The sequence below is a fragment of the Bordetella sputigena genome, assembly GCF_965137885.1.
Lineage (GTDB): Bacteria > Pseudomonadota > Gammaproteobacteria > Burkholderiales > Burkholderiaceae_B > Bordetella_C > Bordetella_C sputigena.
This window is the reverse complement of record NZ_CBCSCA010000010.1, coordinates 1-12,765: the sequence shown is the minus strand read 5'-3', so window position 1 is coordinate 12,765 and position 12,765 is coordinate 1. Positions and strand designations below refer to the sequence as shown.

The 12,765-nt window shown below is 64.1% G+C and carries 13 protein-coding genes and 2 pseudogenes; 9 read left to right on the top strand and 6 right to left on the bottom strand.

Annotated elements, in window-relative coordinates:
- Positions 1-84 precede the first annotated feature (84 nt).
- Positions 85-996, top strand: coding sequence for a LysR family transcriptional regulator (locus ACNA0R_RS18875; RefSeq protein ID WP_415827585.1), 912 nt, complete (start codon positions 85-87; stop codon positions 994-996).
- A gap of 114 nt (positions 997-1,110) precedes the next feature.
- Positions 1,111-2,283, top strand: a complete 1,173-nt coding sequence (locus tag ACNA0R_RS18870) for a CaiB/BaiF CoA transferase family protein (protein WP_415827779.1) — start codon at positions 1,111-1,113, stop codon at positions 2,281-2,283.
- On the opposite strand, the gene ACNA0R_RS18865 is transcribed toward ACNA0R_RS18870, so the two are convergent.
- Complete coding sequence (locus ACNA0R_RS18865; protein WP_415827584.1) at positions 2,260-3,051, bottom strand: IclR family transcriptional regulator; 792 nt, start codon at positions 3,049-3,051, stop codon at positions 2,260-2,262. The genes ACNA0R_RS18870 and ACNA0R_RS18865 overlap by 24 nt on opposite strands.
- Positions 3,052-3,108: 57 nt before the next feature.
- Between ACNA0R_RS18865 and ACNA0R_RS18860 the strand changes: the two genes are divergently transcribed.
- Positions 3,109-4,182, top strand: coding sequence for an acrylyl-CoA reductase family protein (locus tag ACNA0R_RS18860; RefSeq protein ID WP_415827583.1), 1,074 nt, complete (start codon positions 3,109-3,111; stop codon positions 4,180-4,182).
- Positions 4,183-4,185: 3 nt separating this feature from the next.
- Here ACNA0R_RS18860 and ACNA0R_RS18855 read toward each other — a convergent pair whose 3' ends face one another.
- The 5 genes from ACNA0R_RS18855 to ACNA0R_RS18835 form a co-directional block, all read right to left on the bottom strand.
- Positions 4,186-5,121: a Bug family tripartite tricarboxylate transporter substrate binding protein gene (locus ACNA0R_RS18855; RefSeq protein ID WP_415827778.1), complete on the bottom strand. Its 936-nt coding sequence runs from the start codon at positions 5,119-5,121 to the stop codon at positions 4,186-4,188.
- A gap of 239 nt (positions 5,122-5,360) precedes the next feature.
- Complete coding sequence (locus ACNA0R_RS18850) at positions 5,361-6,128, bottom strand: glucose 1-dehydrogenase (RefSeq protein WP_415827582.1); 768 nt, start codon at positions 6,126-6,128, stop codon at positions 5,361-5,363.
- A gap of 26 nt (positions 6,129-6,154) precedes the next feature.
- Positions 6,155-6,628, bottom strand: a complete 474-nt coding sequence (locus tag ACNA0R_RS18845) for a MaoC family dehydratase (RefSeq protein WP_415827581.1) — start codon at positions 6,626-6,628, stop codon at positions 6,155-6,157.
- A gap of 31 nt (positions 6,629-6,659) precedes the next feature.
- On the bottom strand, positions 6,660-7,823 hold the full coding sequence (locus ACNA0R_RS18840) for an acyl-CoA dehydrogenase family protein (protein ID WP_415827777.1): 1,164 nt from the start codon (positions 7,821-7,823) through the stop codon (positions 6,660-6,662).
- Between the two features lie 37 nt (positions 7,824-7,860).
- Positions 7,861-9,102, bottom strand: coding sequence for a CaiB/BaiF CoA transferase family protein (locus ACNA0R_RS18835; RefSeq protein WP_415827580.1), 1,242 nt, complete (start codon positions 9,100-9,102; stop codon positions 7,861-7,863).
- A 281-nt stretch (positions 9,103-9,383) separates the two neighbouring features.
- Between ACNA0R_RS18835 and ACNA0R_RS18830 the strand changes: the two genes are divergently transcribed.
- The 6 genes and pseudogenes from ACNA0R_RS18830 to ACNA0R_RS18805 all read left to right on the top strand — a co-directional run.
- Positions 9,384-10,154 carry an enoyl-CoA hydratase/isomerase family protein gene (locus tag ACNA0R_RS18830; protein ID WP_415827579.1) on the top strand — a complete coding sequence of 257 codons (771 nt, stop codon included), beginning with the start codon at positions 9,384-9,386 and terminating at the stop codon, positions 10,152-10,154.
- Between the two features lie 181 nt (positions 10,155-10,335).
- A complete protein-coding gene (locus tag ACNA0R_RS18825; RefSeq protein WP_415827578.1) occupies positions 10,336-11,145 on the top strand; it encodes an enoyl-CoA hydratase/isomerase family protein in 810 nt (269 codons plus the stop codon).
- A 20-nt stretch (positions 11,146-11,165) separates the two neighbouring features.
- Positions 11,166-11,615: a MarR family winged helix-turn-helix transcriptional regulator gene (locus ACNA0R_RS18820; protein WP_415827577.1), complete on the top strand. Its 450-nt coding sequence runs from the start codon at positions 11,166-11,168 to the stop codon at positions 11,613-11,615.
- Between the two features lie 25 nt (positions 11,616-11,640).
- The gene (locus tag ACNA0R_RS18815) at positions 11,641-12,390 is read left to right on the top strand and encodes an electron transfer flavoprotein subunit beta/FixA family protein (protein WP_415827576.1); all 750 of its coding nucleotides are present in this window, start codon (positions 11,641-11,643) and stop codon (positions 12,388-12,390) included.
- Between the two features lies 1 nt (position 12,391).
- Positions 12,392-12,643, top strand: a pseudogene (locus ACNA0R_RS18810) (adenine nucleotide alpha hydrolase family protein); the annotation flags it as partial.
- Between the two features lies 1 nt (position 12,644).
- Positions 12,645-12,765 (top strand): annotated as a pseudogene (locus ACNA0R_RS18805) (electron transfer flavoprotein subunit alpha/FixB family protein); the annotation flags it as partial.

The following is a 12,765-nucleotide window of genomic DNA, read 5'->3' as shown; positions in this document are numbered from 1 at the left end:
CCTATTATTTTCCTATCGACATGCCTTGACAATCCCAAAGACAATGAACAGTCTGTCAAATATTATTGACAAATGAGGTGGCCGATGGATGCACAGTCGCTCGCGTTCTTTGTAGATATCGTGGAAGCGGGCAACCTGAGCGCGGCCGCGCGCAACCTGAAGATGAGCCGGGCCAATGTCAGCTATCACCTGGCGCAACTGGAAAGATCCGTAGGTATGCAGCTGATGCGGCGGACCACGCGCCGGGTCGAGCTGACCGAGGCCGGGGAACGTCTTTACCGGCACGGCCGTGTCATCCGCGATGAAGTATTCGCCGCCCGGGAAGCAATGGCAACCTTGGGCAGGGGCTTGCACGGCTCGTTGCGGATCAGCCTGCCCACCGGCTTCGGACACATGGTCATGTCCGACTGGCTCATCGAGTTCAAGCGTGGCTATCCGGATATCGCACTGGACGTACTGTTCGACAATCGTGTGGACGATCTGCTGCGCGATGAAGTCGACGTGGCGGTTCGCGTCATGTCGGAGCCGCCCCAGCAGATGGTGGCCATCGAATTGGCGGAAGTGCGCTATGTGGTCTGCGCGTCCGCCGGCTATGCGGGTGGGCAGCCCTTGCCCCGCACCCTGGAAGGGCTGGCGGACGTGCCCCTGATCACGTCCGGCGTCTCGGGGCGGGACCTGCGCGTGTCGGCGTACCGCGCGGACGGACGGCGCGAGCTTACTTTGCATCCCACTTTGGCTTCGGAGAACTTCCAGTTCCTGCGCGAGGCAGTGTTGGCGGACCTGGGTGTGGGACTGGTGCCGGATTACGTCGTTGCACGCGATGTCGCCGACCGGCAGGTCGTTACCGCGCTGTCGGATTGGCGGCTGAGCGTTTTCGGCACGCGCATGTTTCTGCTGCGTATGCCGGGGCGATACCAGACCTTGGCCGCGCGCACCCTGATCGATTTCGTCGTCGGCAAGGCACGCGCATGGCGGGAGCAATCCGGCGCGCGTTGATCGGCCCGCTTTACAAGCCGCCAAGGCCAGAACTAGAATGTGAATGTCGTTCATAATGATGAACATCATGATGCGCCGGCGAATCACGAACGGCGAATGGAGACGGCTTTTCCGATGGGCCCCCTGCAAGGATTGAAGATCATCGAATTGGCCGGCATCGGTCCATGCCCCATGGCCGCGATGCTGTTGGCCGACCTCGGCGCGACGGTCCTGCGCATAGACCGTCCGGAACCCGCGCCGCTCGGCATCGAACGTCCGCTGAAGTTCAATCTGCTGCTGCGGAGCCGCAAGGCCATCGCGCTGGACCTGAAGGCCGCCGCGTCGCGTGAGCTGTTGCTGCGCCTGGTGCAGGACGCCGATGCCCTCATCGAGGGTTTCCGGCCAGGCGTCATGGAACGCCTCGGCCTGGGCCCCGATCCCTGCCTGCAGCGCAATCCCCGATTGGTCTACGGCCGCATGACCGGCTGGGGCCAGGCCGGTCCGCTATCCCAGGTAGCCGGCCATGACCTGAACTACATCGGCGTTACCGGCCTGCTGCACGCGATCGGTCGGGCAGGCCAGCCACCCACGCCACCATTGAACGTGGTGGGGGACTACGGTGGAGGCGCCCTGTATCTGGCCCTGGGCGTGCTGGCGGCGATTATCGAGGCCCGCCAGTCGGGGCAAGGGCAGGTCGTGGATGCAGCCATCGTGGACGGTGCCGCATCGCTAGGCACGGCGCTCTTCGGCCTGCACGCCGCCGGGCTATGGGATGAACGCGGCACGAATACCTTGGATTCCGGCGCTTACTTTTACGATGTCTACGAATGCGCCGACGGCGAGTGGATCTCCGTCGCGCCCCTGGAAGCGAAATTCCATGACAGGTTGCTGGAAGTGCTCGGCTTGGATCCCAGCGCGTTCGGCTCGCGGCACGATCGCCAGGCATGGCCGCGGGCGAAGAAGCTCCTGGCGGAAAAGTTCAAGACCCGAAGTCAGGCGCAGTGGTGCGAAATCCTGGGCGGCATCGACGTATGCGTCGCCCCAGTGCTGCCGCTGGACCGGGTCGGGCAGCATCCGCATATCCGCCACAGGGAGGTGTTAATGGAGGTCGATGGCGTTACACAACCCGCGCCGGCGCCGCGTTTTTCGCGAACGCCGACGGCGTGCCCCACACCGCCGGAAGCGGCCACCGCGGGCGCGATGCAGGCTGCCCTGGCTGCCTGGCTGGCGCCGGGGGAGGCTCAGGAATGGGATGATCGTCTGGCGCGGGATTCCGGAGGCGGATCAGCCACCCGGCATATGGCGTAGGGTTTCGGAAGCTTCCGCGGCCACTTCCCGTATCAACTGGCGCAGGGACGGCATGGTGTGGACGAAGCGGTCACTGGGCGCGGCGATCATCAAGGCATAGGTGGCCGTACCATCGGCCTTGACGATGGGCGCGGCAATACCGGAGGCGCCGGGCACCGCCTCGCCCATGCTGATGGAGATACCGGAAGCGCGGATCTCTTCGAGTTCCGCTTCCAGCGCCGTCTTGTCCGGCAGGGGCTTGCTGGTCATCGGCTTGAGCCTGGCGGTCTTCAGGTATTTTTTGCGCCATTCCTGGTCCTGGAAGGCGAAGAGCACTTTGCCGGCGGCCGAGACGTGCAGCGGTCGCTTGGTACCGATCGGGACCGAATAGCGGATCGCCTGCCTGCTGTCGATCCCATCGATATAGGTGACCGCCTTGCTTTCCTTGTCGACCTGCACCAGGAAGACGCTTTCCTCGGATCGGCTGGCGAGCTGCTCCAGATAGGGACGCAAGATCTTCGTCACGCCCGCGCTGGCCATGACCTCCGCGGACAGTTGGAAGATCGCGGGGCCCAACTCGTAGCGACCGGCGGTATGGAACAGGTACTTGTGCGCGACGAGCGGGCGCAGCAACAGCAGCAGGCTGCTTTTGGGCGCCTCGAGCTCAATGCTCAGCTCGGCCAACGTGGCGCCGCCGGCGTTGCGGGCGAGTACTTCGAAAAGGCCGAGTATACGCAACAGGGAGCGCGGCTCGGCCGGTGTGGCGCTGGATTCGGATGGCGTTTTCATTTTGACGAATGATACCCGCAAGCGCGGGACGATTTGACCGGAACGGAGGCATCTACGATGAGGAACGACCAAACGGGAGCGGCGGCTGCAGCCGGCAACGAAGATATACCGGACACGGTCCCATCGCGGTCCTTCCTGGCCTACCAGGTCAGCGCTGGAGAAAACCGTGGGAAAGAAGGAGCGACCGCGCTATCGGCGGCCATCGTGCCTTTGACGCTGGATGATCTGTCGCCTGGCGACGTGGTGATACGCACCGCCTACGCCGGCATCAACTACAAGGACGCCCTGGCGACCATCGCGGATGGGAAAGTGATCCGGCGCTTTCCACGCGTCATCGGTAGCGATGTCAGCGGATGGGTCGTCGCCTCGCGGCATGCGGCTTTTCGTGAAGGCGACCCCGTGGCCGTGCTGGGACGGGGCTTCGGCGTGGACCATGACGGCGGCTTCGCGGAGTTTGTCCGGGTGCCTGCCGATTGGGTCATGCCGCTACCGGCCGGCATGACGCTACGAGATGCAGCGGTGCTCGGTATCGCCGGCTATACCGCCGCGCTTGCGGTGCATTTGCTGGAAGACGCCGGCTGCGTGCCCGGGCAGGGCGATGTACTGGTCAATGGCGCCACCGGTGGGGTCTCCAGCATGGGCATCGAAATGCTTTCGCGCCTGGGCCATGCCGTGACCGCGGTCAGTTCGAAGCCCGGACAGGCCGGCTACCTGCGCGAACTGGGCGCGCGTGAAGTCATGGTTGCATCGGACCTGGTGGATACGGGCAGGCCGCTGGAGACCGCGCGGTGGGCGGGAGCCCTGGATGCGCTCGGAGGCCGCCATCTGGATCTGTTGCTGCGTTGCATCCGGCCGCGCGGATGCGTGGCCAGCTACGGTAACGTGGCAGGCAACGAATTGACGACCAATATCCTGCCTTTCATCCTGCGCGGTGTGCGGCTGATCGGTGTGAACCTCACCTATTATCTGGACCTGCAAACGCTGCTGTGGCAGCGGCTGGCCACGGATATCAAGCCCGTGCATACGCTCCAACACGCCCGGGGGATACCTCTGAACGCGCTGGCCGCCCAGCTGCGGCGCATGCTGGACGGCCAGAGCACGGGAAGGACGGTGGTGGACTTCCAAGGCTGAGGTTCAATCCAGCGTCAGTCCGGACGCCTTGATCACCTTGGCCAGGGAGTCGATCTCCTTGCGCAGGAAACTCTGGTATTGCTCGGGCGTGGACGGGGTAGCCTGCGCGCCTTGCTCCGCGAAGAAGCGCTGCGTCTGGGGATCGGCCAGGGCCTTGTTCACCGACGCATTCAATCTGGCGATGATTTCGGCGGGCGTGCCGGCCGGGGCCATCAGGCCGGACCAGGCGGCCAGCTCCAGGTTTTTCGCCACGGTTGCATCGAGCGTCGGGACGCCGGGCAGCGAAGCCAGCGGCTGCTTCGTCGCCACCGCCAGGGCTTTCAGGCGGCCGGACTTGACCGCCGGGATCGCCCCGGCGGATGTCGCGAAGTAATAGTCGACCATGCCGGCCATCAGGTCGACGATCGCGGGCGCCTCGCCTTTGTAGGGCACATGCGTGCACTTGATGCCGACGGCGTCTTCGAACAGCAGCGATGACAGGTGCGTGACGTTGCCGTTGCCTGCCGATGCGTAATTCAGCTTGCCGGGGTTTGCCTTGGCATAGGCGACCAATTCCTGCACGGTCTTGAAGGGCGAGTTGGTCGGCACCACCAGCACGATGGGCAGGCTGGCGGTCAGGGCCACGGGCGTGAGGTTCTTGGTTACGTCATACGAGAGCCGCTTGCTGTACAGCGCAGGGCTGGATGCGATGGCCGACGTGTTGTAAAGCAGTGTATAGCCGTCGGCCGGGGCGCGGCTGACTTCATCGGCGGCGATGTTGCCATTGGCGCCGGGCTTGTTGTCGATGAAAACGTTGGTGTGCAGGTCGGAGGCCATTTGCCGGGCGAGCGCCCGCGCGATGGCGTCGGTGCCGCCGCCCGCCGAAAATCCCAGCACGATGCGGATCGGCTTGGACGGATAACTGTCCTGCGCCGCGGCGGCGCGGGCGGGCCCGCTCATGGCCAGGCCTAGCGCGAGGGCGGCGGTGATGAGCAGCGCGGCCGAGCCGGCCCAAGTGCGCCAGGCGCCCCGGATGTGCGGAGTGCCACGGGTGTCGCGGATCGCCCGACGGCGACCGCCGGAAGCGGGCGAGCTATCCGTTATGCGAAGCTGCTTGTGTTGAAACATGTCTCTCTCCTTGTACTTGCTGTATGGGCGTCCCGCTGCGGGAGGGTCACACCCTTATGGTCCGGCGGGTGCTAGCCCGCCATGGTCAGGCCACCCGATACGGACAGCACCTGCCCGGTAATGAAGGCCGCATCGTCCGAAGCCAGGAAGCACACCGCGCCGACCATGTCGTGCGGCTGGCCGAGACGGCCGAAGGGGATGGCTTTTTCCAGCGCTCCGCGCAGCTTGGCGCCGTTTTCACCTTCGCCGGCGAAATCGCGGAACAGCGGCGTGTCGGTGGGGCCGGGACAAACGACGTTCACATTGATCTGCTTGCGCGCCATCTCGCGCGCCATGGTCTTGGTGAAGGCGATGATTCCGCCTTTGCATGCCGAATACACCGATTCGCCCGACGAGCCTACCCGGCCCGCGTCCGAGGCAATGTTGACCACGCGGCCCCTGCCGCGCTGGCTCATGCCCTTCAATACCGCGTGGTGCAGGTTGATGGGGCCTTTGAGATTGATGTTCACGATCTTGTCCCACAGCGCCGGTTCGGTGTCCAGGAACCTGGCCGCGTGATCCCAGCCGGCGTTGTTGACCAGCACGTCGATCGTGCCCAATTCGCTTTCGACCTTGGCGACGGCGGCGACGACCGCGGCATGGTCGGTAATATCCAAAGGGTAGGCGGTGGCGATTCCGCCCGCGCCCCGGATATGCGCGGCGACGCCCGCGGCGCCTTCCACGTTGAGGTCGAAGATGGCGACCTTCGCGCCTTCCTCGGCGAAACGTACGCACAACGCGGCGCCGATGCCGCCGCTGCCGCCCGTGACGATCACGACTTTGTCCTGCAATCCTTTCATGGTGTGCTCCTGGCGTTGCGGCCGGTTCAGCCGCGGCACTTGATCATGCGCAGCGGGGTATAGGTCATCACGACGGCGCCATTCTGATTGACCACTTTGTTGAAGGTGCGGACTAGGCCTCGCCCGGGCCGGCTGTTCGATAGGCGGGCTTCGATCACCTCGCATTCGACGTGTATGGTGTCGCCGACCATGGCCGGCGCCTTGATGTCCAGCTCCATGTGGAGGAAGGCATAGCCCGTTTTCTGCATGGTGGCCTGGGCCAGCAGACCCTCCGATATGCCGTAGACGAAGGCGCCTGGGGCGAAGCGGCCCTTGATGTCGGATTCCTTTGCGACGAAATCCATATCGGTGAACAGCACTTCCGTCATGTGGATGACATTGATGAAGGCGCAAACGTCCGCATCCTGTATGGTGCGCCCCAGGGTCTTGAATTTGCGGCCAATAGGCAGGTCTTCGTAGTACAGGCCCAGGCCGACGGTGTCGAGTTCCTCGTTGTTCAAAGCGGTCTCCTCACGGTTGTGCGATTAGCGTTCACTTCCTGCCTGGGCGTCCAAGCAGGGCATTCGAAATGATGTTGCGCTGGATCTGGTTGGTGCCCTCGATGATCTGCAGCACCTTGGCATCGCGGAAGTAGCGATTGATGGGGTATTCGGAAGATATGCCTGCCGCGCCGAACAGCTGCACGGCGTCGGTGGCGACCTTCATGGCGGTATCGGTCGCGAAACACTTGGCCATGGCGGCGATGGGGGCCAGTTGCTCGGCGGGAGCGGCGGCATCGACCAGCGAGGCCGCGCGGTAGACCAGATGGCGCGCGGCCTCCGTCTGCATCGCCATATCGGCCAGCATCCAACGCACGCCCTGGAAATCGCTGACCGGCTGGCCAAAGGCCGAGCGGTTGGTGACGAATCCGATGGCATGGTCCAGCGCGCCCTGCGCCAGACCGACGCCGCGGGCGCCGATAAGCGGGCGGCTGGCATTGAAGGCTTCCATGACGGCCTTGAAGCCGCCACCGAGCATGTCCTGCTCCGGCACGAAGACGTTGTCCAGAAAGAGGGGGCATGAAGGCACGCCCCGCGCGCCCATTTTCTCTTCCTTGCGGCCGACCTGAAGGCCGGCGGCGCCTTTATGGACGATGAACAGGCTGATCCCGTCCTTATGGTCCTTGGCCGGATCGCGGTACTTCGCCGCAACCAGGATAAAGTCGGCAATGTCCGAATTGGTGCACCAGATTTTTGCCCCGTTCAGGATGTAGCCGCCGGCTGTCCGTTCCGCGCGCGTCGCGATGCCACCGACATCGGATCCGCTCTGCGCTTCGGTGGTGGAGAACGCGCCACGCAGTTCGCCGCTGGCCAGGCCTGGCAGCAGGCGCGCCTTCTGGTCGGCCGTGCCGCCATGCAGGATGGCGCCGAAGGGGACCCACTGCACCAGCAGGAGATACGCCGTGTTGTAGCAAACGCGGCCGAATTCCTCGATGGCCAGGCAGGCCGACAGCATGCTGCCCGCACCGCCATATTGTTCCGGAAAGGGCAAGGTAAACAGCCCCAATTCCTTCAACAAGGCAAACATATCCTGGGGATACTCGGCCGTGCGATCGATCTCATCGGCGCGTGGCGCGACTTTTTCACGGGCGACACGTCTGATCAGGTCGCGGATCTGCCGCTGGTCGTCATTCAGGTCGTACTGGAAGGAATTCATGATGAAAGCCTGTTGGGTGCCGTGCATCGCGCCGTCTTCACGGCAACTTGCGGGTTTCGATGACCCGGGCCGCCTCCAGCGCCTCGATAGCGGCGGCGCTCTTGTGCAGCAGGGACTGGAGGACCTCGGCGGTGTGTTGGCCGCGCAATGGCGGCGGATACCGGTACTCCACCGGCGTATCTGAAAGACGTATGGGGTTGGCCACCGTCCCGACAGTTGCCCCGCCGGGATGAGGCATGTCCACCCGCATTCCACGGTGCATAACCTGTGGATGTTCGAAGACCTGCGCGTAGTTGTTGATGGAGCCGGTCGGCACTTCCGAATTTCCCAGGACCTCGAGCCAGTGCGCCGAGGGGCGTGTGCGCAGCATGGCCTCCAGCGACGCGACCAGCGCCGCCCGGTTCACATTGCGATCGGGCATGGTCAGGAAGCGCGGATCTTCGGCGAGGGCGGGCAGCCCGATCAGCACGCATAATTTGCGGAACTGGCCGTCGTTACCGCAACCGATGATGATGTGCCCATCGGCCGTGGCGAAGGTCTGGTATGGAGCCAGGTTGGGATGTTCGTTGCCCCAGCGTCGCGGGATGATGCCGCTGGCGAAATAGCTGGCGATCTGGTTGGCGCCGAAGTTCACCACGCTATCCAGCAGCGCCACGTCTATGCGCTGTCCCAGGCCGGTGGCGTGTCGATTCTCGAGCGCCGCCAGGATGCCGATGGTGGCGTTCAAGCCCGTCAATACATCGGCGACCGCGATGGCGGACTTCATCGGCCCGCCGCCGGGCTTGTCGTCGCGTTCGCCATTGATGCTCATCAGGCCACCTTCGCCCTGGAAGATGAAGTCGTAGCCGGGCAGATGGGCGTACGGGCCGTCCTGGCCGTAGCCGGTAATAGAGCAGTAGACAAGGCGGGGATTGAGCTCGCGCAGATCGGCGTGGGCAAGGCCGTAGCGGGCCAGGTCGCCAACCTTGTAGTTCTCGACCAGGACATCGCATTGCCGCGCCAAGTCGCGAACCAGCCCCTGGCCTTGTGGTGTCGCGATGTCGATGGCGATGGATCGCTTGTTACGGTTCGCGGAGGTGAAGTAGGCCGAGTCGCCGACACGCTCGCCGCGGCTGTTCTCGATCCAGGGCGGCCCCCAATGCCGCGTATCGTCGCCCGTGACGGGCCGTTCCACCTTGATTACGTCCGCGCCAAGGTCGGCCAGCATTTGCGTACACCAAGGACCTGCCAGGACGCGAGTCAGGTCCAGAACACGCAGATGGGCAAGGGTTCCTGGCATGTCATGTGTCTCCTGCCGTTTGGTCTGAACGGCGTTCATATATACGAATAATGGTCGAAATTCTAAACGTGTGCGGCGGCCGGCGCAATGGTTTTCTCGACATCACCTTGCACAGATTCATCAGCATCATGTCGTATTGGCTGCGCATTCGAAAGTAGAGTCCGCCATTTATGCGGGAGATAAACTCGCAAAGTTGGAGTAAGATTGCTTTTTTCGCTTTACAAGCGAGACGGATTTGAATCATGATGTTGATATAATTACGAACCATGGGAGACAAGGCAATGACCGTAGTCACGACCTTCCAGCACCACATCGCCCTGATCGAACTGAACCGGCCCGAGGCGATGAACGCACTGAATGAGCAAATGCTCGCGGACCTGAACGCAGCGCTGGACGAGGTGGAGTCGTCGACATGCCGCGGCATGGTGTTCACCGGCGCGGGCGACAGGGCGTTTTGCGCCGGCGCCGATATCTCCCAGCTGCAGGGTAGGACGCCGCGCGCCCACCGGGCCAATGCCGTCCTAGGTCAAGCCGTCTTCGACCGCGTCTATCGTTCCCCTTTGCCCAGCGTCGCCGTCATACACGGCTTCGCATTCGGCGGCGGACTGGAGCTGGCGCTGGCGTGCACCGCCCGTATCGCCACGTCCCGGGCCAAGATGGGCTTGCCGGAAGTCAAGCTGGGCCTGATTCCGGGCTACGGCGGCACGCAGCGGCTACCGCGCCTGATCGGCGAGGCTCGTGCAGCCGAGATAATCCTTGGCGGCGAAGTCCTCGGCGCCGAAGAGGCACTGCACATCGGGCTGATCAACCGCATCGTCGACGGCGGGCGGCCCGGGGAGCTCGGCATTGCTTACTTGGCGCCGTGGGTGCGGCATGGCAAGGTCGCGGTGGCGGCGGCGCGCCAGGCCATGCGTCGCGGCCAGGAGGTCAGCCTGAATGCCGGCCTGGCCATCGAGGCGGATGTTTTCTCGGCATGCACGCAGTCACGCGACGCGGCGGAGGGCATTGCCGCTTTCCTGGCGAAGCGGCCGGCCGTATTCAGGGACGAGTGAGTCTCGAACCTATCGTTCGCCATGCGGCCGCGTCGCCGCGGCGAATCGCGGCGGTGGGCGGCGCCCGGCACGCAACCAAGCTCGACGCCGTCCGAGCCATCGCGCAGGCCCCGCGGTGGGCGCGATCGCTCACCGGGGAAACCCCGACTAACGAAAATCTCCAAACCAGGACACCAAGCCCATGAACGACCGCTACGCCAGCTATACCCGACTGAAATTCGATCGACCCCATGCCCGCGTGCTGCGCATTACGCTGGCCTCTCCGCTGAAGATGGGCGCGATGGACGCGGCAATGCATCACGAAGTCTCCGAAATCTGGAAGGACGTCGACGCCGATCCTTCCGTATCGGCCATCATCATTACCGGGGAAGGGCGCACGTTCTCCGCGGGCGGGGATCTCAATCACGAACGCAAGGGCGCCGACGATTACGACACACGCATGCAAACCATGAGGGAAGCGCGCGACATCGTCTACGGGATGATCAACTGTTCCAAGCCCATCGTCGGAGCGGCGCGCGGCTGGGCCGTCGGCGCCGGACTGGCCTGCCTTATCCTGGCCGACATTTCGATCGCCTCCAAGGACGCGCGGTTTTCCGACGGCCATATGAAGATAGGGGTGGCGGCGGGCGATCATGCCACCATCGTCTGGCCGCTGCTATGCGGCATGGCGAAGGCAAAATACTATCTGCTGACGGCGGACAGCTTCACCGGTGAGGAAGCCGAACGCATGAACCTGATTTCCCTGGCGCTGGACGATGCCGACGTCGAAGCCAAGGCCGTCGAGATCGCATCGCGCCTGGCCGACGGCGCGCCGGGCGCTATCCGCTGGACCAAGCATGCGCTGAATAACTGGATGCGGCAGGCCGGTCCCATTTTCGATGCTTCGCTGGCGATGGAGTTCATCGGTATGGCCAGTCCCGAGGGCAAGGAAGGCATGGACGCCTTCCTACAGAAGCGCCCGCCCGCGTTCCCCGCGGATACACCATTCTGAACAATCAAAAGGGCATCACCGTGGCAAATAAAAACGGCGCCGAGATACACAACCGCCTGTTCTTCCGGCTGTTCCAGCTCGGCAATTCCCTGCAGCGTCAGGCTGTCAAGGAACTGGGCATCAGCACCGTGCAGTGGGCCGTGCTGGGCGCGCTGACGCGCCCGCAGGCTGCCGATGGCATGACGTTCAGCGAACTGGCGGATTACCTGGTCGTCAGCCGGCAAAGCCTGGACGGGGTGCTCAAACGGCTGGAGGCCGAAGGCCATGTGCGCAGGGTGCCTCATGAAGCCGACCGGCGCGCCCGCGTGGTGATGCTGCTGCCGGCCGGCAAGCGTTTCTGGGACGGCATCCAGCCTGGCATCTACGAGTTCTACCGGCAGGCGTTGAAGAACTTCCGTTTCGACGATAGCGTCGCCTTCGTCCATTTCCTGAATCGCCTGCAGCACGATATTGCCGACGTGCGGTTGTGATGCTGCTGCTATCCATAGGATCCTCATGAAGATACTGGTACCGGTCAAACGCGTGGTTGACTACAACGTCAAGGTGCGCGTGAAGTCTGATCAAACGGGCGTCGACATCGCGAATGTGAAAATGTCGATGAACCCGTTCGACGAAATCGCCGTGGAAGAGGCCACCCGGCTCAAGGAAAAGGGCACGGCCAGCGAAGTGATCGCGGTATCGTGCGGCGTACAGCAATGCCAGGAAACCCTGCGCACGGCGATGGCGATCGGTGCGGACCGCGGCATCCTGGTGCAGACCGATGCGGACCTGCAGCCCCTGGCGGTGGCCAAGCTGCTGAAGGCCCTGGTCGACAAGGAGCAGCCTCAGCTGGTGATCCTGGGCAAGCAGGCCATCGACGACGACGCCAACCAGACCGGCCAGATGCTGGCCGCGCTGCTGGATTGGCCCCAGGCGACCTTCGCCAACAAGGTCGAGGTCGCCGATGGCAAGGTCACCGTTACGCGCGAAGTCGATGGCGGCCTGGAAACCGTGGCGCTGAAGCTGCCGGCCATCGTTACCACCGACCTGCGCCTGAACGAGCCGCGCTACGTCACGCTGCCCAACATCATGAAGGCCAAGAAGAAGACGCTGGACACCGTCACGCCGCAGGACCTGGGCGTGGACCCGGCGCCGCGCCTGAAGACCTTGAAGGTGACCGAGCCGCCGGCGCGCAAGGCCGGGATCAAGGTGCCGGACGTGGCGACGCTGGTGGACAAACTGAAGAACGAAGCGAAGGTGGTTTGAGATGACGAGCCTGGTTATTGCCGAACACGATAACGCCCAGCTGAAGGGCGCGACGCTGAACACGGTCGCCGCGGCCGCGAAGATCGGTGGCGACGTGCATGTGCTGGTGGCCGGCGGCGGCGCGCAAGCCGTGGCCGACGAGGCCGCCCGCATCGCCGGCGTGTCCAAGGTCTTGCTGGCCGACGCGCCGCACCTGGCCGACGGCCTGGCGGAAAACGTTGCCGCGCAAGTGCTCGCGGTGGCGCAGGACTACNGCCACATCCTGTTCCCGGCCACCGCGTCGGGCAAGAATGTGGCGCCGCGCGTGGCGGCCAAGCTGGACGTGGCGCAGATCTCGGATATTTCCGCGGTGAATGGCCCGGATACCTTCGAGCG

Coding starts and splice junctions, on each gene's coding strand:
- ACNA0R_RS18860 (WP_415827583.1), top strand. CDS start 3,109: ATGAGGAACGACCAAACGGGAGCGGCGGCTGCAGCCGGCAACGAAGAT.
- ACNA0R_RS18865 (WP_415827584.1), bottom strand. CDS start 3,051: ATGAAAACGCCATCCGAATCCAGCGCCACACCGGCCGAGCCGCGCTCC.
- ACNA0R_RS18870 (WP_415827779.1), top strand. CDS start 1,111: ATGGGCCCCCTGCAAGGATTGAAGATCATCGAATTGGCCGGCATCGGT.
- ACNA0R_RS18850 (WP_415827582.1), bottom strand. CDS start 6,128: ATGAAAGGATTGCAGGACAAAGTCGTGATCGTCACGGGCGGCAGCGGC.
- ACNA0R_RS18830 (WP_415827579.1), top strand. CDS start 9,384: ATGACCGTAGTCACGACCTTCCAGCACCACATCGCCCTGATCGAACTG.
- ACNA0R_RS18835 (WP_415827580.1), bottom strand. CDS start 9,102: ATGCCAGGAACCCTTGCCCATCTGCGTGTTCTGGACCTGACTCGCGTC.
- ACNA0R_RS18815 (WP_415827576.1), top strand. CDS start 11,641: ATGAAGATACTGGTACCGGTCAAACGCGTGGTTGACTACAACGTCAAG.
- ACNA0R_RS18875 (WP_415827585.1), top strand. CDS start 85: ATGGATGCACAGTCGCTCGCGTTCTTTGTAGATATCGTGGAAGCGGGC.
- ACNA0R_RS18855 (WP_415827778.1), bottom strand. CDS start 5,121: ATGAGCGGGCCCGCCCGCGCCGCCGCGGCGCAGGACAGTTATCCGTCC.
- ACNA0R_RS18825 (WP_415827578.1), top strand. CDS start 10,336: ATGAACGACCGCTACGCCAGCTATACCCGACTGAAATTCGATCGACCC.
- ACNA0R_RS18840 (WP_415827777.1), bottom strand. CDS start 7,823: ATGAATTCCTTCCAGTACGACCTGAATGACGACCAGCGGCAGATCCGC.